Origin of the sequence: Amycolatopsis mongoliensis, assembly GCF_030285665.1 — a bacterium.
GTDB classification, from domain to species: Bacteria; Actinomycetota; Actinomycetes; order Mycobacteriales; family Pseudonocardiaceae; genus Amycolatopsis; species Amycolatopsis mongoliensis.
In genome coordinates, this window is the sequence record NZ_CP127295.1 from 2,141,190 (window position 1) to 2,159,578 (window position 18,389).

At 71.8% G+C, this 18,389-nt stretch carries 16 protein-coding genes and 1 pseudogene; 4 read left to right on the top strand and 13 right to left on the bottom strand.

The genetic code is table 11. The features are described from left to right. Window position 1: 1 nt before the first annotated feature. From QRX60_RS10350 to QRX60_RS10375, 6 genes are all read right to left on the bottom strand, one after another. Window positions 2–1,246 (bottom strand): acyl-CoA reductase, encoded by a 1,245-nt coding sequence (locus tag QRX60_RS10350; protein WP_286000549.1) that lies wholly within the window; start codon window positions 1,244–1,246, stop codon window positions 2–4. Further along, entirely contained in the window at window positions 1,243–2,295 is a 1,053-nt protein-coding gene (locus QRX60_RS10355) for a LuxE/PaaK family acyltransferase (protein WP_286000550.1), read from the bottom strand. Before QRX60_RS10355 ends, QRX60_RS10350 begins: the two co-directional genes overlap by 4 nt. 73 nt (window positions 2,296–2,368) lie before the next feature. Beyond that, window positions 2,369–3,763: an AMP-binding protein gene (locus tag QRX60_RS10360; RefSeq protein ID WP_286000551.1), complete on the bottom strand. Its 1,395-nt coding sequence runs from the start codon at window positions 3,761–3,763 to the stop codon at window positions 2,369–2,371. After that, complete coding sequence (locus QRX60_RS10365; RefSeq protein ID WP_286000552.1) at window positions 3,760–4,491, bottom strand: SDR family NAD(P)-dependent oxidoreductase; 732 nt, start codon at window positions 4,489–4,491, stop codon at window positions 3,760–3,762. Before QRX60_RS10365 ends, QRX60_RS10360 begins: the two co-directional genes overlap by 4 nt. Beyond that, the gene (locus QRX60_RS10370) at window positions 4,484–4,729 is read right to left on the bottom strand and encodes an acyl carrier protein (RefSeq protein ID WP_285477865.1); all 246 of its coding nucleotides are present in this window, start codon (window positions 4,727–4,729) and stop codon (window positions 4,484–4,486) included. Before QRX60_RS10370 ends, QRX60_RS10365 begins: the two co-directional genes overlap by 8 nt. Window positions 4,730–4,739: 10 nt before the next feature. Next, on the bottom strand, window positions 4,740–5,459 hold the full coding sequence (locus tag QRX60_RS10375) for an acyl-ACP--UDP-N-acetylglucosamine O-acyltransferase family protein (protein ID WP_286000553.1): 720 nt from the start codon (window positions 5,457–5,459) through the stop codon (window positions 4,740–4,742). Between the two features lie 149 nt (window positions 5,460–5,608). On the opposite strand from QRX60_RS10375, the gene QRX60_RS10380 reads away from it, so the two are divergent. Further along, entirely contained in the window at window positions 5,609–6,715 is a 1,107-nt protein-coding gene (locus tag QRX60_RS10380; RefSeq protein WP_286000554.1) for a DegT/DnrJ/EryC1/StrS family aminotransferase, read from the top strand. Further along, window positions 6,712–7,668 carry a Gfo/Idh/MocA family protein gene (locus tag QRX60_RS10385; RefSeq protein WP_286000555.1) on the top strand — a complete coding sequence of 319 codons (957 nt, stop codon included), beginning with the start codon at window positions 6,712–6,714 and terminating at the stop codon, window positions 7,666–7,668. The genes QRX60_RS10380 and QRX60_RS10385 overlap by 4 nt, the downstream gene beginning before the upstream one ends. On the opposite strand, the gene QRX60_RS10390 is transcribed toward QRX60_RS10385, so the two are convergent. Genes QRX60_RS10390 through QRX60_RS10400 form a run of 3 tightly spaced genes read right to left on the bottom strand, consistent with a single transcriptional unit; the run spans window position 7,665 to window position 10,334 of the window. Continuing rightward, window positions 7,665–9,056, bottom strand: coding sequence for a M20/M25/M40 family metallo-hydrolase (locus QRX60_RS10390; RefSeq protein ID WP_286000556.1), 1,392 nt, complete (start codon window positions 9,054–9,056; stop codon window positions 7,665–7,667). The genes QRX60_RS10385 and QRX60_RS10390 overlap by 4 nt on opposite strands. 55 nt (window positions 9,057–9,111) lie before the next feature. Next, complete coding sequence (locus QRX60_RS10395) at window positions 9,112–9,828, bottom strand: hypothetical protein (RefSeq protein WP_286000557.1); 717 nt, start codon at window positions 9,826–9,828, stop codon at window positions 9,112–9,114. Continuing rightward, a complete protein-coding gene (locus QRX60_RS10400; protein WP_286000558.1) occupies window positions 9,825–10,334 on the bottom strand; it encodes a SigE family RNA polymerase sigma factor in 510 nt (169 codons plus the stop codon). The genes QRX60_RS10395 and QRX60_RS10400 overlap by 4 nt, the downstream gene beginning before the upstream one ends. Before the next feature lie 119 nt (window positions 10,335–10,453). Here QRX60_RS10400 and QRX60_RS10405 point away from each other — a divergent pair, with 119 nt between their 5' ends. Then, complete coding sequence (locus QRX60_RS10405; protein WP_286000559.1) at window positions 10,454–11,050, top strand: hypothetical protein; 597 nt, start codon at window positions 10,454–10,456, stop codon at window positions 11,048–11,050. 162 nt (window positions 11,051–11,212) lie between these two features. On the opposite strand, the gene QRX60_RS10410 is transcribed toward QRX60_RS10405, so the two are convergent. The 4 genes from QRX60_RS10410 to QRX60_RS10425 are packed head-to-tail and all read right to left on the bottom strand — an operon-like array spanning window position 11,213 to window position 15,141. Then, window positions 11,213–11,839, bottom strand: a complete 627-nt coding sequence (locus QRX60_RS10410) for an acyltransferase (RefSeq protein ID WP_286000560.1) — start codon at window positions 11,837–11,839, stop codon at window positions 11,213–11,215. Then, entirely contained in the window at window positions 11,826–13,022 is a 1,197-nt protein-coding gene (locus tag QRX60_RS10415) for a glycosyltransferase family 4 protein (protein ID WP_286000561.1), read from the bottom strand. Before QRX60_RS10415 ends, QRX60_RS10410 begins: the two co-directional genes overlap by 14 nt. 32 nt (window positions 13,023–13,054) lie before the next feature. Continuing rightward, a complete protein-coding gene (locus QRX60_RS10420) occupies window positions 13,055–13,984 on the bottom strand; it encodes an NAD-dependent epimerase/dehydratase family protein (protein ID WP_286000562.1) in 930 nt (309 codons plus the stop codon). 23 nt (window positions 13,985–14,007) lie between these two features. Continuing rightward, entirely contained in the window at window positions 14,008–15,141 is a 1,134-nt protein-coding gene (locus QRX60_RS10425) for a DegT/DnrJ/EryC1/StrS family aminotransferase (RefSeq protein ID WP_286000563.1), read from the bottom strand. 127 nt (window positions 15,142–15,268) lie between these two features. Between QRX60_RS10425 and QRX60_RS10430 the strand changes: the two are divergent. Further along, window positions 15,269–18,367: pseudogene (locus QRX60_RS10430) on the top strand (BTAD domain-containing putative transcriptional regulator). Window positions 18,368–18,389 lie beyond the last annotated feature (22 nt).

Below are 18,389 nucleotides of genomic sequence, written 5' to 3' on the forward strand. Positions count from 1 at the left end.
CTCAGGCCTGCACCGTGACCAGGCGGCTGAATTCGGCCAGCAGATCGTAACCGTCCCACACCGCGGAGAACGTCAGGGCCGACCCGAACGGCACGATCCGGTCGACGCCGCGGCCCGCCAGCTCGTGCGCGAACGCCGTCAGCTCCTCGGTCGTGAACCCGAACTGGCTGACGGTCTGGTCCTTCCTCAGGACGATCGGCACCAGATCGGACAAAGTGGACACTTGGGCGTTCGCGAACGTGCCCGCGCCGAGCCACTCGCGCGGCAGCACCGCCGGGTCGGTCAGCTCCAGGGTGGCCAGGCCGTTGCCGTCGAACGCGATCTCCTTGACCAGCCCGTCGACCGCCGCGCCGTACGCCGAGACGCGTTTCTGAACCGCCATCGCCGGCTCCGTGACGTGCTGCTTCGCCGCCAGCACCGAGGCCAGCAGCGTCCGGAACTCCTGGCCCGCGGCCCGGGCGCCGGCGGAGTCGCCGACCCAGAACACCGCGCGCGGGGACGAGCAGGCGGCCTGGTCGAACCAGTACGAGTCGTTGTAGAAGCCCTCGGCGGCCGCGCGACGCTCCGCTTCGGAGGCTCGCTGCCAGCCCGCCACCGACGCGACGGCGAACGACGAGCGGTCCGGGAACGTCAGGTCACGTGCGTGCGGCGCCAGCGGGTACTTCCGCAGCGCCGCGACCGAGCCGTCGCCGCCCCAGATGACGCGCAGGTCGGCGGCCAGCGACAGGGCGCCGCTCACCTCGTCGCTGCGGTCGTAGGTCACCATGCGCTGGGTGGCCGTGATCGCCGCCGCCGTGTCCGGGTCCACTTCCGACAGTGCGGCGTTCAGCGCCTCCAGCACCGCCTCGGCGGCCCCGGCCGAGCGCGACGACACCCGCACGACGTTGTGGTTGCCCGCCAGCGCGGACAGCGCCCACGAGTAGACGAAGATCGTGTCGACGTTCGCCGGCGGCACGTGGAACACCAGCCCGCGCGGGAACCGCAGCGTACCGGCCGAAGTGTCCAGAGTGGACAACGCCTTGGCGATTTCGCCCTTGCGCAGGAAGAACCCGAGCGACGCCAGTTCCGGGAACCGCCGCGCGGTGGCCGGCGCCAGCAGCTTGCGCGCGAACTTCGTGACGAACTCGACGACCCGCGGGTCGCCCACGCGCAGCCGTCCGCCCGGCGGCGCGGCACGCAGCTCGTCTACCAGCGCGCCGACCTCGAGCGAGGGAGCAGCGGGAAAACGCTGAGTCAGAGAGGTCACGCCGCGGCTCCCGAGAAGGTGTCGGAGCAGCCGCGGGCCTCGGCCTTGGGCAGCCGGCCGAGCACGGAGAAGTGCTTGCCCGGCCAGTCGCCGTCGTCGATGCCGTTGTACACACCGAGGTCTTCGGTGAGCAGGACGTGCCCGGGGTAGGACCGCGGCAGCGTCGAGACGACCTCGATCACGCCCGGCTCGCCGACCGGCTGCTCCTCCCACGTCTCCGGGTTCCGGATCACGACGTCGGCGAAATCCGGGCAGTACAGCGAGTTCCCGGACGGGCCTTCGAGGAACACCGTGCCGATCTGCTCGATCATCCCGTAGTAGTTGTGGATCCGGGTGAGCCCGGTGTCCTCCTTGAACCGCCGCCGGAACTCGGTGTTGTCGACCGCGCGGTCGATCAGCTTCTTCCAGCCGCCGCTGTGGATCAGGATCCCGTTCGACAGGTCCAGGTCGTTGTCCCGGGCGACTTCGTACAGGTACAGCCACACCATGAACGTGAAGCCGAAGATGAGGAACGGCTTGCCGCCGTACTCGGCCAGGAACTTCTTGACCGCCTCGACTTCCGGCTGGTCGTGCTCGTCGAGCACGTACGTGTGCTTGCGGCCGAAGTTCGCCATGCCCAGCACGCCCGCGCCGCGCGCGGAGAACGAGCGGCGGTTCTTGATGATGCCGATGGTGTCGACCATCAGCATCGGCAGCCGCTCGCCGCCGAGGACCTCCTGCAGCGTCGCGCCCAGCTGCTTGGTCTGCGCGCCCGCCGCCTCCTTGTCCAGGTAGATCCGCGACGCGCCGGCGCCGGTGGTGCCGGACGACGTGAGGGTCTTGAACACCTCGCTGTCCGGGACGGACTTCAGGTCGTGCGTCTTGAACATCCGCACCGGCAGCCACGGCAGGTCGGCGATCGAGCCGAAGGTCGCGTCCGGCGCGATTCCGAGCGACGACAGGATCCGGTCGTACCCCGCGGAATTCGCCCGGTGGTGTGCCGTCAGAGCGGCGAGCTCGGGCAGCAGCAAGGTCTCCCGGTCGGCCTGCGACCGAGTGAACACGCTCATGCGCCGACCTCGCTGACGCTCAGTTCGGCCTGAGCGGCGAGCGCTGTGTTGAATGATTCACTCGCAAGCTCGCTCATACCTTCGCCTCCAGTGACCGGTAGTCGATCTTGCCGCTGGCCAGCAGCGGCACGGTGTCGATCGGGCGGACGTCGAACCCGCTGGCGTGCAGGTGCAGCCGCTCGGCCAGCGCCCGCGACGCGTCCTTGCAGATGTCCTTGTCGACGCCCTCGGCGAACAGCACCACCTTGTCGCCGGCGGGCACCGCCGCGACCACGTCGATCCCGACCGCCGCCGCGCGCGCGGCGTGCTCGAGGTCGTCGAGGCTGACGCGGTTGCCGAACACCTTGCCGATGCGCTTGAGCCGCCCGGTGATGAACAGGTACCCCTCTTCGTCGAGGTACCCGAGGTCGCCGGTGGCGAGCACGCCGCCGTATTCGTCGCCCTTGGCCAGGCCGGACTCGTCGTCCGCGTAACCCAGCATCACATTGGGCCCACGGTAGACGACCTCACCGACGATTTTGGGGTGCGTGGTCTCCGACCCGTCGTCGCGCCGGACCGCGAACGCCCCGCCCGGCACCGCCGGCCCGGCGGAACCGAGCTTCTCGGCCAGTCGTTCGGCGGGGACCGTCGTCATCCGCGGCCCGGCCTCGGTCTGGCCGTACATGACGTACATCCGGCCGCCGACGGCCAGCATCTTGTCGTTGAACTCGGCGATCAGCTCGTCGCGCAGCTTCCCGCCGGCCTGCGTCAGCGTGCGCAGCGTCGGGTACTTCGCGGGGTCGAACTTGAGCCGCCGCAGCATTTCGTAGTGGTACGGGACGCCCGAGAGGGACGTGACGCCGTAGGTGGTCACGGCGTCCCAGAAGCCCCGGCCGAGCACCCCGGACGGCTCGATCACGACGGTCGCGTCGCGCACCAGGTGCGAGTTCAGCACCGACAGGCCGTAGCTGTAGTGCAGCGGCAGGCACGTCGGCGCGACCTCGTCGGCGTCGATGTGCAGCACCTGCGCGATGGCGTCGGCGTTGGCCAGGATCGCCTGCCGGGAGAGGCGGACGAGCTTCGGGTTGCCGGTGGACCCGCTGGTCGGCAGCAGCACGGCCAGGTCGGGATGTGGCTGGACGCCCTCGGCACTCGAGCGGACCCAGTCGGCGCCCCGCACGGTGTACCCGGCAGGCGCGTCTCCGGACGCCGCCAGCACCGCCGCCGGCCGGAAGCGCGAGACCAGCCCGGCCAGCACGTCGGCGTCGAGCGCCGGGTCGATCAGCGCGATCGCCCGCCCGGACTCGAACGCGCCCAGGTAGGTCAGCACGCTCGGCAGGTCGACCGACATCCGCGCGAACACGACGCCCACGGGCAGCGCGGCCAGCGCTTCCATCGAGCGGCCGACCTCGGCCGCCAGTTCCGCACCCGCCAGCGTGCGGCCCCCGGCCACGTCCACCAGCCGAGCTCCCGCACCCAGCAAAGTCACAGCACCAAGCCTCCGTCGACGCCCAGCACCTGGCCGGTGATGAAGGACGCCTCATCACTCACCAGGAACCGGATCGCGTTCGCCACGTCTTCCGCCCGGCCGAGGCGCCCGAGCGGCGTCTTGCCGGTGTTCTCCGCCTTCGCGTCCTCACTCAGGCCGGCGGTCAGGTCGGTCTCGATCACGCCGGGCGCGACCGCGTTGACCCGGATGCCGGACCGGCCGAGCTCCTTCGCCGCCGAACGCGCGATGTTCGCCACCGCCGCCTTCGAGGCCGCGTACACCGTCTGACCGGCGCTTCCGTACTCGCCGACGATCGACGCGAGCACCACGATCGAGCCGGTTTTCTTGCGCATCATCGCCCGCGCCGCGGCCTGGACGGTGTGCAGCGTGCCGGCGACGTTCGTGCTCAGCGTCGTGTCGACGAGCTCTTCCTTGATCATCCCGAGCAGCGCGTCCTGCATGATCCCGGCGTTGGCCACGACGATGTCGAGCTTGCCGTGCTCCTTCGCAACGCTCCTGACCAGCGAAGACACCGCTTTCGCGTCGGTGACGTCGAGGACGAGCCCGGCCGCGGCGCCGGCCGCCGAAGCAGCCTCCTTGGCCCGGGCCTCGTCGCGGCCGGTGAGCACCACCGTCGCGCCCGCCTCGGCGAGCGCGCGCACGGTGGCCAGGCCGATCCCCCGCGTCCCGCCGGTGACGAGCGCGACGCGACCCGACAGATCAGTCATTCTTCGCCTGCAGCTCGGTCACCATGTCCACGGCGACCTTGAAGCTCGACATGTCGATCACCTGGTCGGTGTCGAACTCGACGTCGAACTCGTCCTCGATGGCCGCGACCAGCGCCATGTGACCGACCGAGTCCCACGCCTCGAGGTCGCGGTACTTCAGGTTCTCGACGTCCACGTCGGCGTCGAGGTCCAGTGCCTCGACGAAGACCTCGCGCAGCTTGGGGGCGACTTCCGACATCTGGCAGCTCCTAGTGTTCCTCGCGCGGGCGGGCGTCCCACGCCTTGACCAAGGTAGAGAGGTCGCCGGGCAGCGTGGCGTCGGGGAGCCCCGCCTTGCCCTTCAGCCACGGCCCGAGCGCTTCGATCGTCGCTTCGTCGACGCCGCGGCGGGACAGGCCCACCACGTTGATGCCGGTGACGCGGGCCGGGTTGCCGACGGCGATGGTGAACGCGCCGACCTCGCGCCGCACCGCCGAGCCCATCCCGATCATCGCGCCGGGGCCGACCACGACCTTCTGGTGCAGGATCGCGCCCATGCCGAGGTTGGCGCCGTCCCAGATGTGGCAGTGGCCGCCGGTGACGGCGTTGGAGGCGATCGTCACGCCGTCGCCGACCAGGCAGTCGTGCGCGACGTGGGAGTTGCGCAGGAAGTAGCCGTCGCTGCCGATCGTCGTCGTCCGCCAGGTCCCCTGGTGGACACTCACGTACTCGCGGATGCGGTTGCGGCTGCCGATGACGACGCCGTGGCCGTCGTGATCCGGGTCACCCGACGGCGGGCCGTCCCAGGCCGCCGGGTGGGGGCGTCCGCGGTCCTCACCGGGCGTGCCGATCGTGACGTGCGGGCCGATCCAGTTGCCGTCGCCGATCCGGGCCGGGCCGACGACCACCGCGAACGGCCCGATCACGTTGTCGTCGCCGAGTTCGACGCCTTCACCGAGGACGGCGGTCGGGTGGATGCGGTTGGCCACGGGCAGGTATCCGTTCGTCGGCGGCTGGGTACTGGGCGTGCGACCCCGGCCGGTAACGTGTGGCCCGCGTTCATGCAGGGCAGCCGGGCGCAGAACCGGCGGCTCACTGTACCGGACGCGCCGGAATCGCCTGCCGAGAGAGACTGCCCATGATCCCCATCACCGTGGTCGACGTGCGCGACGCGGAGGACCTCGTCGTCGAGGTGCTCCGCTCCGGCGCCATCGCACAGGGGCCGATGGTCAAACGCTTCGAAGACGCCTTCGCGGCCGTCTCCGGGACGAAGCACGCGATCGCGGTCAACAGCGGGACCACCGCGCTGGTCGCCGCGCTCCAGGTCCTCGACCTGAAGCCGGGCGACGAGGTCGTCACGTCGCCGTTCACCTTCGTCGCGACGCTGAACGCGATCCTCGAGGCCGGTGCGACCGTCCGCTTCGCCGACATCCGGCGCGACGACTTCGCGCTCGACCCGGACGCCGTCACCGCCGCCGTCACCGACCGCACGAAGGTGCTCATGCCGGTGCACCTCTACGGCCAGACCGCGGACATGGGCAAGCTCGTCCCGCTGGCCGCCGAGCACGGGCTGCAGGTCATCGAGGACTCCGCACAGGCCGTCGGCGCGTCGTTCGAGGGCAAGCAGGCCGGTTCGTTCGGCATCGGCTGCTTCTCGCTGTACGCGACGAAGAACATCACCACAGCCGAGGGCGGCATCGTCACGACGGACGACGACGCGCTGGCCGACAGGCTGCGCGTGCTGCGCAACCAGGGGATGCGCGCCCGCTACCAGTACGAGACCGCCGGGCACAACTACCGGATGACCGACCTGCACGCCGCCGTGGGCATCCCGCAGCTGGCGAAGCTCGACCAGCTGACCGCGGCCCGCCAGGCGAACGCGAAACGGCTGTCGGAAGGCCTCGCCGGCACGCCCGGCCTGGACACCCCGCAGGTGCTGCCGGGCCGGGAGCACGTGTGGCACCAGTACACCGTGCTGGTCGGGCCGCACGCTTTCCTCTCGCGCGACGAGCTGGCCGCGGCGCTCACCGAACGCGGCGTCGGCAACGGCATCTACTACCCCAAGGTCGTCTTCGACTACGACTGCTACGCCGACCACGACCTGATCCCGGGGGCCCGCGTCGAGGACTTCCCGGTGGCTCGCGCGGTTTCGGAGCAGGCGCTTTCGCTGCCGGTGCACCCGCAGCTGACCGAGTCCGACCTGGACACCATCATCGACACCGTTCGCGAGCTGTTGGGCGCATGACGCATCGGATAGCTCTTGTCGGGAGCGGGAACATGGGTTCCCTCCACGCCCGCGTCCTCGCCGGCAGCGAACGCGTGCACCTCGTCCGCGTGATCGATCCGCGCGAGGAAGCGGGCCGGGCCGTCGCCGAGCGGTACGAAACGCGGTGGACGCCGGAGATCGGCTCACTGTCCGATGTGGACGCCGTGGTGCTGGCGTCGGCCACCGAAGCGCACTACGAGCTGGCACAGGAGATCTTCGGCCAGGGCAAGCCGATGCTGGTGGAAAAGCCGGTGTGCAACAGCTTCGAGCTCTCCCAGGAGATCGTCGCGCTGTCGGCGTCGAAGGGCATCCCGCTGATGTGCGGGCTGCTGGAGCGCTACAACCCGGCGGTCATGACGGCGCTGGCGCTGGTGCAGGAGCCGGTGCACCTGATGGCGCGCCGCCACGGCCCGTACGCGCCGCGCATCAAGACGGGCGTCGCGTGGGACCTCCTCGTGCACGACGTCGACCTGGCGATCCAGTTCTTCGGCGGCGCGACGCCGTCGCGGGTCACCTCCGGCGCGGGCTACTTCCACCCGTCGTCGGTCGAGGGCGCCGAGGACACCATCGAGACGGTGCTGTCGTTCCCGACCGGCCTGGCCACGGTGTCCGCCTCGCGGCTGGGCCAGAAGAAGGTCCGGTCGCTGGTGGTGTCGGAGCTGGACCGGCTGATCGAGATCGACCTGCTCCGCCGCGACGTCACGATCTACCGGCACGTCTCGCACGACTCCGTCACCCCGGACGGCCTCGGCTACCGGCAGCAGACGGTGATCGAGATCCCGGAGCTGGTCACGGCGCGGGAGCCGCTGGCCACCCAGCTGGACCGGTTCTGCGACCTGCTCGAGGGCAAGATCGACCCCGACACCGAGCGCGAGCTCATCCTGCCGTCGCACCACGTCGTCGAGCAGGTCCTCACGCAGGCCGCGGCCTAGCTGACCGGCACCGGGAACGCGGCCGGGCTCCGGCGCCCGCCGGGGCCCACCGCGCGGACGGCGAAGAACACGTTGTCCTTCGACAGGTCGATCTTCGCCGTCAACGCCGGGCCGACGTCGATCGCGTGAGTCCAGTCCGGTGCCGTCGTTTCGCGCCAGAGGACCTCGTAGCCCACCGCGCCCGGCGTCGCGTCCCACAGCAGTTCGGAGTCGTTCGTCAGCGCCGCCGTACGGATCTTGACGCCCTTCGGCGTGCCCGGCGCCGTGGCGAGCGACCACAGGGCGGCGCCGTTCACCCGCGCGACCCGGGCGATGAACGGGAAGTCGCAGAACTCCGGCAGGTCGCCGTACTGGACGCCGTTCTCCACGCGGACGTCCTGGTGCTGGTGCGCGAAGTCCTCGGCGGGCTCGGTGAACCGCACGGCCGGGTAGCCCTGCTCGAGGAAGCCGATGTGGTCGCCGCCGCGCAGGTAGCGGTCGCGGCGGTGGATCACCCGGACCGTCATGCCGGTCGCGTCGTTCTCCGCCACGGACTTCACGAACCGGGCCAGCTGCCGCGGCGGTGAGTCGTTCTCGCCACCGATGCTGCGGCGCAGGTTCGCCTCCGCCGGCGTCTCGGCGGTCGGGACGCCCTCGGCGAACAGGCGGACCGTCGCCGGGTCCCGCGTGCCGTCGTCGGCCCGGCTGGAGCCGACGATGTCGTCGGTGAACATCGCCTGGACGTCGGTGCCGGCGGCCTTGAACTGCTGCGCGAGGTGCTGCGCGCCGTAGAGGCCCTGCTCCTCGCCCGCGACGGCGGCGAAGACGATCGTCGCGGCCGGCTGCCGGGCCGAGAGGACCCGCGCCAGCTCCAGGGAGACCGCGACGCCCGAAGCGTCGTCGTCCGCTCCCGGCGCGTCGCTCGTGAAGTTCATGACGTCGGTGCAGCGCGAGTCGTAGTGCCCCGAAACGACGTACACGCGGCCGGGGTCGGTGGACCCGTGCAGCGTCGCGACGACGTTCGTGATCTTCGTCGGCACCGGGATCCGGTCGGCGGGCGGCTGGACGTACGACTGCAGCTCGACGGTCAACCGGCCCTCGGAAGCGGCCGCGACCTGCTGGAACTGCGCGAACAGCCAGTCGCGCGCGGCGCCGATGCCGCGGGGACCGCCGTCTTGGGCGGACAGCGTGTGCCGGGTGCCGAACGCGGCCAGCCGCCGCACGGTCGCCTCGATCCGCCGCTCGTCGACCTGCCGCAGCAGCGCGCGCAGGTCCGGGCCGGGACGCTGCGGCCGGACGGGGCCGCCGGGCCCGCGATCGCCGAGTTCGGCGGCCCCGGCCGGAACACCGGCCGCGGACACCACCACCGAAGCCGCCGAAGCCGCGAGAAAAGCTCGTCGAGAGGTCACGGATCCGGTCTTACGCCCACGCGGGGCCGCCGTGCACCGCCGACCGGACGTCCGGCTACTTGGTGAGCCGCTGGCCGTTCGCGTCGTAGGCGATCAGCGGGGTCAGCGACGCCGAGTCCGGCACGGCGACGGGGTCGAACCAGAAGAAGACCACGTTCGGGTCCGCGGTCCACTTGGTCAGGCTGGCCTCGACTGTCTTGCCGTGCACCGTCGTCGTGATCCGCGCCACCGGGCCGGCGAAGTAGCCGAAGACCGGGATGAGCTGGTCGCTGATGAGCTCGCCGCCGTCGGTGGCGTGGAAGCCGAACGACCGGTCGGAGCCGCGGACCTCGTTCGTGGCCAGCACGGCCTGCAGCGAGGTGCCCGAGCGGAACCCGGCCACCAGGCCGAAGTGGATGTCCGGCAGCTGCTGCGGCTCGTCGACGGCCCGCGCGAAGAACACGATCTCGCCGGCCTGCGTCTGGATCCCGGTGCCGACGACGTCGCCGATCGGCGGCTGCGCGGGCGGGCTGCTCGCCGACGCGGGTGCGGACGGCGTCGGCGGGGCCGGCGGCTGCGCGACCGGCGCGGGCGCGGGCTGCCGCAGCTGGACCGCGAACACGAACACCAGCACGACGACGGCCGCGGCGGCGATGCCCGCGGTGGTCGTCAGCGCGCGGCGGCGACGCCGGATGCGCGTGCCGTCGGCCATGATCTTGGCCAGGTCGGGCTCGGCGAAAGGTTCGCCGGGCGGCTGCCGGAGGGCGGCGCGGAAGTCGTCGAGGTCGTTCATCGCCCGTTCCCTCCGATCAGCGTGTCCTCGGTGCCGGCCTCGACCCGCAGCTTGGCCAGCGCCCGCGAGTTCGTGCTCTTCACGGTACCCAGCGAAACGCCGAGCTCACGGGCCACATCGGCTTCGGGCAGGTCGAAGAAGTGGCGCAGCACGACGACGGCGCGTTCGCGGTCGGTCAGCGTCCGCAGCACGGCGGTGAGCCACGCGCGCTGGGTGACGGCCTTGTCGACGTCGAACCGGTCCTGCCGGTCGGGCACCGCCTCGGTGGCGTACTCGCGGATCGGGCGCCGCCAGCCGTCGATGACGTGGTTCACCAGGACGGTGCGGGCGTAGCCGTAGGCGTCTTTGTGCCGGACCCGCGACCAAGCCGCGTACGTGCGGGTGAAGGCGGTCTGGGCGGCGTCTTCGGCCTGGTGGCGGTCACCGGTGAGCAGGTACGCGGCGTGGGTGAGCCGGGCCGAGGACGCACGCACGAAGTCCGCGAACTCCTCGTCGCCGCGCGCCATCCGTCACCTCGTTCCGTCCCTCCCAGCGACGGCCGGGCCGCGGAAAGGTTGCTCTCAACCTTTCCGAGCGTACGCCCGTCGTTCCCCCCGGACGATCTTGTCACCGAGGGAGGAACCGCATGAGGAAACGCCTCGTCATCGCCGGTACCGTCGTCGCCGCGTGCGGCGCGCTGGCCGGGTCCGGCGTGCTGACCAGCGCGAACGCGGCACCTGCCGCGCCGGCCGCGCCGGTTGCTCTTGCCGCGGCACCGGTTTCGCCGCCGCCGACCCGCGTCTCCGCGCCCGAGCACGAGGTGCTGGGCGAGGTGATCCCGTCGGGCCTCGGCGACCTGGTCTTCTACGCCGTCAAGGTGCGGGAACCGCGGCTGCCGCGGACGACGTTCGGCATCATGGCGGGCGCGCGCGACGCGTCGGGCCTGAAGGACCTGGTCATCGCGAACGAGACGGCGGGCTCCGACAGGGCGCCGGGCTTCCACGCGGTGACCGGCGGGCTGAACGCCGACGGCCACGACGTGCCGGCCTTCGGCTACTACGTCGGCCCGGCCGCGAAGATCACGGGCTCGACGGGCGTCGCGCACCAGGCTCGCTGGAGCGCGGACCCGAACGTCGTCGTGTTCTGGTTCGCCCCGGGAACACCCGACCCGGAGCAGCTGAAGGCGTTCGACGCGGCGGGCGAGGAGCTCCCGGCGGGCCACACCGGCGTGGGGCACGGCTGAAACGTTGCGTAACCGATATCTCGCCCTCGGTCACCGAGTACTAGATTGTCGAGCGTGCGTTTCCGTGCGGAGTCTGCCCCGCCGCGCTCGCGCTGACCGCGAGTGCGAGCGGCTCCACGACGGCGGCGTCGGCCTGCGCGCCGGCGCCGCCGTCATCCAGCGCTACTCCGAGAAGTCGCCGGAAGGCGCGCCCCAGCCGGAAGCGTCGGCGCCGCGTTCTTCGGCCAGCGCCCGGCGGCGGGCGTTCTCCGCCCGTACCCGGTCCACTTCGGACTGGATGTACTCCTCGTCGTAGCGCTGGAACACCCGCGCCGGATTGCCCGCCACCAGTGTCCGCGGGGGAACGTCCTTCGCCACCACCGAGTTCGGCTGCACCGTCGCGAAGTCGCCGATCGTCACGCCCGCCATGATCACCACCAGGCCGCCGATGAAGCAGCCCTTGCCGATCTTCACCGGCTTGCGCTCGATCAGGTCGCTGCCCGAATGATTCTGCAGCGTCATGTTCGCGAGCCAGCTCGAGTGCGTGAAGATCAGCGTGTTCAGCCCGATGCTGGTGTGCTCGCCGATCTCCAGGCCGCCGCTCGCGTCGAGCGCCGCGCCCTCGCCGACCCAGCAGTGGTCGCCCATCTTGAGGTTCTCGGGACTGATGATCTTCACGCGCTCGCGCACGCGGCACGTCGAAGGCAGGCCGTAGAACTGGGCCCGCTCGGCGTCGTTCATGTACTGCGAGACGAGCTCGGTCAGGATCTGCGGGCGCAGCCGGTGGCTGCGCTCGTCATCGAAGAACATCCGCTTCCGACACCATTTTCTCGAACGTGCGAAGGTGTTCCTCGGCGACGACGTCGAGCCCGAAGTTAGCTCGGACCATCTCGCTCTCGCGCTGGGCGATGAGCGCGCGGCGCTCCGGGTCGTCCAGCAGCTCGATCACCGTGCGCGCCACGGCTTCCGAGTCGTCCGGGCGGACCAGCAGCACGTTCTCGCCGTTGCGCAGCTCGATGCCCGGGTAGTTGTCCTCGGTGACCGACGCGATCGTCGCCGTGCCGGACAGCATCGCCTCCAGCGACGCCGTGCCGCAGCCGCCGTTGAGGTCGTGCGTGACGATGTCCGCCGCCGCGAAGTACGCCGGGACGTCCGCCTTCGGCACCGCGCCCGTGACCACCAGCGCGTCGGAAACACCCAGCTCGGCGGCCCGCTTCAGGAACGCGTCGTGGTAGACGCGGCCGACGACGATCACCCGGACGCCCGGGTGCACGGCCAGGATGGCCGGCAGCGCCTCGATCAGCGGCAGCCGGTTGCGCAGCGGGATGACGTGCCCGAGCGAGACGATCAGCGGCGCGTCACCGATCTCGTGCTCCGCGCGGACGTCCTTCGTCACCGGCTTCGCGAAGTGGCCGGTGTCGACCGCGATCGGGAAGTACTCCGAGTTCGCGTCGCTGGTGCCGTAGCGCTCGACGCAGTAGTCGACGCCGAGCTTGTCGAGGATGACGTAGCGAGGCCGGAGGTAGCGCAGGATCGGCTTCACGAGCACCGCGTCGAGCAGCCGGAACACGCCGCCGTACAGCTTGTTGTCGCTGATCAGCAGCGTGTGGATGGTCAGCAGCACCGGGACGTTCCGCCGCCGGGCGTAGATCCCGGCCAGCCACGACAGGTCGAAGAACTGGCCGTGCAGGTGGATCGCGTCCGGCTTGAACTCGTCCAGCAGCTTCCACAGCCGCCGCCAGTTGCCCGGCCGCAGCGACGCGAAGCTCATGTCGAAGTCGATCGACAGGCCCACCTGCGGCATCTTCACCGCCGGGAGGCGCACGACGCGGTAGCCGTCGCGCTCCTCCTCGGCCGGGGCGTCGGCGTAGGCCGCCGTGACGGCCAGGACCTCGTGCCCGGCCGCCACGAACTGCGCCGCGAGCGACGCCGACATGTGCGCGCTCCCGCCCACCCGGGGCGGGAAGAAGTTGTTCACCACCGCGATGCGCATCGCACGTCCTCGGGCCGGCCCCGCGGTGGCACTCACTCGGTTTCCCGGACCAGCTGCCGCATACCCTCTTCGACGGTGATCCGCGGCTCCCAGCCGAGCACCTCGCGGGCGCGGGTGATGTCGGCGGCCCGCCGGGAAACCAGCACGTCCCGCTCGTTGAACTGCGGTTCGACGTCGACGCCGACGGCCTCGATGAGGATCTTCGCCAGCGCGGCGATCGACGTGTCGATCCCGGTGCCGATGTTGATCGGCAGGTTGGCCCGCTCCGACTCCAGCGCCGCGACGACCGCGCGCGCGAGGTCGTAGACGTGCACGAAGTCCATCGACTGGTCGCCGCGGCCGTCGATGATCGGCGGCTGGCCGGCGCGCAGGCGCTGGATGAAGTGGTTGATCACCGACGTGTAGTAGGCCTCGATCTTCTGGCCGGGGCCGTACACGTTGAAGAACCGCAGCGCGTTCCAGGACAGGCCCTTGGTGCGCTCGTAGAAGCCGAGCAGGTCCTCGCCCGCGCGCTTGGAGATGCAGTACGGCGTGAGCGGCTTGAGCTCGTCGTCCTCGTGCATCGGCAGCCGCTTCGGGTCGCCGTAGACCGACGCGGTCGAGGCGAACACCAGGCGCTCGACGCCCTCGTCCGCGGCCGCGGCGAACACGTTGTGGTTGCCGGTCATGTTGATGTCGATCGACTCGTGCGGGTCGGCGATCGACTTGTTGATCGACACCGTCGCGAAGTGGATGACGTGCGTGCAGCCGCGCATCGCTTCGCGGACCGCGCCGCCGTAGCGGACGTCCTTCTCGACGAGCTCGACCTTGCCGGTCGCGACGAACTCGTTGACGCGGGTGCGGTCGCCGCGGGTCATGTTGTCGAAGATGCGCACGGTGTAGCCGCCTTCGAGCAGCAGCGGGATGACGTGCGCGGCGATGAACCCACCCGCCCCGGTGAAGAGCACCTTCTTGTCGGACACCAAATTCTCCTCGGTAGGGGGCTTCAGGACAGGGACTGCACGGCTTGGCGCACGACCTCACCGACGCGGGTGACCTCGGCGTCGGTGAGGTTGGCGTGCATGGGGATCGCGAGCTGACGCGCGAACGCGTCCGCCGACACGGGCAGCGGCGCCTGGGGGCCGTAGATCGGCTGCAGGTGCGAGGCGTAGGTGCCGAAGTTGCACTGGACGCCCTGCTCCCGGACGCGCAGGGCGAGCGTGTCGCGGCTGACCTCCGGCGCGACCGTGAGCAGGTAGGCCTGCCACGGGTGCTCGCGATCGGACAGTTCCACCGGGACGGTCAGCGCGTCGACGTCCGCAAAGGCCTCGTGGTAGCGCTTCGCGACCGAGCGGCGGGCGGCGAGGAGATCCGGCAGCCGGTCGAGCTGGACGTTCATGATCGCGGCCTGGACGTCCGACATGCGGAAGTTGTAGCCGAGCTCGTGGAACTCCGGGATCGGCAGCGTGTTCGAGCCTTCGCGGCTGATCGCCGGCTCGATGCCGTAGGTGTGCAGTTTGCGGGCGTGCGCGATGAGGTCTTCGCGGTCGGAGACCAGCGCGCCGCCTTCGCCCGCGGTGATGCCCTTGCGGCCGTGGAAGGAGAACGCGGCGAGGTCGGCGAGGCTGCCGGCCGGGCGCGTCCGGTACGTCGCGCCCGCGGCGCACGCGGCGTCTTCGAAGAGCCAGAGGCCGTGCTTGTCGGCGATCGCGCGGTACTCGTCGAAGTCACCGGGCTGGCCGGCGACGTCGACGACGAGGATGCCGACGGTCTTCGGGGTGATCAGGGACTCGACGTGGGCCGGGTCGGCGCTGAACACGTCCGGGCGGATGTCGGCGAACACCGGGGTCGCGCCGGCCTGCACGACGGCGTGGCCGGTGGCGGGGAACGTGTAGTCGCCGACGATGACTTCGTCGCCGGGCTCGACGCCCAGGACCTTGAGCCCCAGGAAGAGCGCGGAGCCGCAGTTCGCGGTCGTCAGAGCGTGCGAGGTACCCGTGACCTGTGCAAACCGTTCTTCGAAACGGCGGCAAGCCGGTCCGGCGCCGGCCAGCCAGCCGGATCGGAAGACCTCGGCGACGGCGGCGAGTTCTTCTTCGCCCACGGTCGGCTGACCCAGGGCAATGCTGTCGGTCGACATACCTCTCCCGTTGCGTAGGGACCCGGCGAAGTGTATAGACGCTCGCTCAGGTGATTCACAGCCCCACGCCGAAGACCACTTTCGAGTGACACCCACTTGGCGGTGAAGGACGTCCTACGCTGGGCACATGCGATTCGGGGTGCTGGGGGCCGTCGCCGCGTGGCGCCCGGACGGCGAGCAGGTCGCGGTGGGCGGCCCGCGGTCGCGGACGCTGCTGGCGCTGCTCGCCCTGGAGGCCGGGCGGTTCGTGCCGGCCGAGCGGCTGATCGACGGCATGTACGGCGAGCACCCGCCGGACGGCGCGGCGAACGCCCTCCAGTCACAGGTGTCCCGGCTGCGGACGGCGTTGAAGGAGCTGGCGCCGGTCGAGTTCACCGCGGCCGGCTACCGCTTGGTCGTCGAACCGGACGAAGTGGACGCTCTCGCCTTCGAAGGCCTTGCGCGCGAAGGCCGCGCGCGGCTGAAAAGCGGCGAGCACGGCAGGGCGGCGTCCATTTTGGGCGAAGCGATGGCGTTGTGGCGCGGGGCGGCGTTCTCCGACCTGGCCGACGCGCCGTTCGCCGCGGGCCAGGCCGCCCGGCTCGAGGAGCTGCGGGCCGACGCGGCGGACGACCACGTCGAAGCCCGGCTGGCCCTGGGGCACGCCGAAGACGTCCTCGCCGAGCTGCGGGAGACCGTCGCCGCGCAGCCGCTGCGGGAACGGCCGCGCGCCCAGCTCGTTCGCGCGCTCGCCGCCGCGGGCCGGCCGGCCGACGCGCTCGCCGCGTTCGAAGACGCCCGCCGCACGCTGGCCGGCGAGCTGGGCGCCGACCCCGGCCCGGACCTCGCCGACGCCCACCTCGCCGTGCTGCGCGGGGGCACCGAGAAGCCGGCGATGGCCGCCCTGCCCGCGCAGCTGACCAGCTTCGTCGGCCGGGACGACGAGCTGCGGCAGGTGACCGGGCTGCTGGACCGCAGCCGGCTCGTGACGCTGACCGGGCCGGGCGGCACCGGCAAGACGCGGCTGGCCATCGAAACCACCGCGATCGCCGCCGTTGATTTCGGGCCGGTCGCGTTCGTCGAGCTCGCCCCGCACAGCGGCGCCGACGTCGCCGGCGCGGTGCTGGGCGCGCTCGGCCTGCGCGAGAGCTCGCGCGGCGGCCCGCAGGACCCGGCCGACCGGCTGATCTCGGCGTTGCGCGACCGGGCGGTGCTCCTGGTGCTCGACAACTGCGAGCACGTCGTCGACGTCGCGGCCCGGCTGGCCGCGCGGCTGCTCGGCGCGTGCCCGGGACTGCGGGTGCTGGCCACCAGCCGCGAGCCGCTCGGCATCACCGGCGAGCAGCTGGCGCCGGTGTCGCGGCTCGCCGTCCCGCCGCCGGGGACGCCCGCCGCGTAGGCACTCGCCTACCCGGCGATCCGGCTGTTCGCCGACCGCGCCGCCGCGAGCGACCCCGCGTTCACCGTCGGCGAGGCGACGATCGGCGACGTCCAGCACGTCTGCGCCGCCCTCGACGGCCTGCCGCTGGCGCTGGAGCTGGCCGCGGCGCGCGTCCGGAGCCTGGACCTCGGCGAGATCGCGGCCCGGCTCGACGACCGGTTCCGGCTGCTCGCCCGCGGCAGCCGGACGGCCGAGGAGCGGCACCGCTCGCTGCGCGGCGTCGTCGAGTGGAGCTGGGACCTCCTCGGCGACGACGAACGCGAGCTGGCGCGGCGCCTGGCGGTGTTCCCCGGCGGCGCGACGCCGGCCGCGGCGGCCGAAGTCTGCGGAGCCGACCCGGACCTGCTGCTCGAACTGGCCGACAAGTCGCTGGCCGAAGCCGTCGGCGGCCGGTTCCGGATGCTGGAGACGATCCGCGCGTTCGGCGCGGAGAAGCTCGCCGAAGCGGGCGAGACCGAGGCGTTCCACCGCGCGCACGCCGAGTACTTCCTGCGGTTCGCCGGGGAAGCCGACCCGATGCTGCGGACCGCGGCGCAGCTGGAGTGGCTGGACCGGATCGACGCCGAGTACGACAACCTCCTGGCCGCCCTGCGCTGGGCGACCGAGCACGACGTCGTGCTGGCGCTGCGGCTGGTGCCGCTGCTGGCGATGTACTGGTGGATGCGCGGACGGCGGTTCGAGGGCGCGGTGCTGTCGCTCGCCGTCGTCTCGCACTGCCCTCCGGAGGCGCGCGAGGAGTACGCCGAGGAGTTCCTGGTGTGCGTGCTCGGGGCGATGTCCGGGGCGCCGCACGAGTCGCTGGAGCAGTACCTGCCGCTGGTCCGGCGGTACGCGGCGGACGGCGACTGGGCGCCCCGGAACCCGATGCTGGTGATGCTGCTCGCCGTCGTCGTGGGCCCGCCGGCCGACGACGAGCAGCTGGCCGGGCGCGGCGAGGGCCTGCTGGCGGCCGGGGACGCGTGGGGCTGGGCACTGCTGCCGACGGGCATGGGACTGCGCGCGATGATGACCGGGAACCTGGCCGAGGCCGAGGAAGGGCTTCGCGAGGGAGCGGCGCAGTTCCGCGCACTGGGCGAGCGGTGGGGCCTGTCGATGGCCCTGGACCACCTGTCCCAGCTGCTCACGTGGCGCGGCGAGCACGACGCCGCGCTGCCGCTGATGGACGAGGCGCTGGGGCTGATCGACGAGATCGGCGCGACCGACGACGCCGCGGACCTCATCTGCCGCCGCGCGTGGGCCCGGCTGCTGTCCGGTGACCGCCCGGGCGCGCGAGCGGACTACGAGCTGGCCGCGGCGACGGCTCGCCGCACGGGAATGCCGGAGTCCCGCGCGGCGGCCCACGTCGGGCTGGCGAACCTCGCCCGGTACGAGGGTGACCTGGCCGCGGCCCGTGCCCTGTGCGAGCGCGCGCTGGCGGAGTGCCCGGGCGGTTCGTTCGCGGCGGAGACGTGCCGCGCGACGGCACTCGTCTCGCTGGGGTGGCTGGCGCTGGCCGAAGGCCGTCCGTCCGAGGCGGCCCAGCTGCACCGCTCGGCCCTGCTGGCCGGACGGCAGTGGAACGCGAGCGACGTGGTGGCGTTCGCGCTCGAGGGCCTGGCCGGAGTGGCCCGGCCCGAGCAGGCGGCCACACTGCTGGGCGCGGCGGCGGGAGTGCGCGGGACGTCGATCGCCGGCGACCCGGACGTTTCGTCGGTCCGTGCCCGGGTCGTCGGGGCGCTGGGGGCGGACGGGTTCGAGCGGGCCTACGGGACGGGCTTGGGGATGAACGCCCAGAAGGCGCTGATCACGGCGGGGCTGGCGGAGTGACTCGGCTCTGCTGTCGTGAATG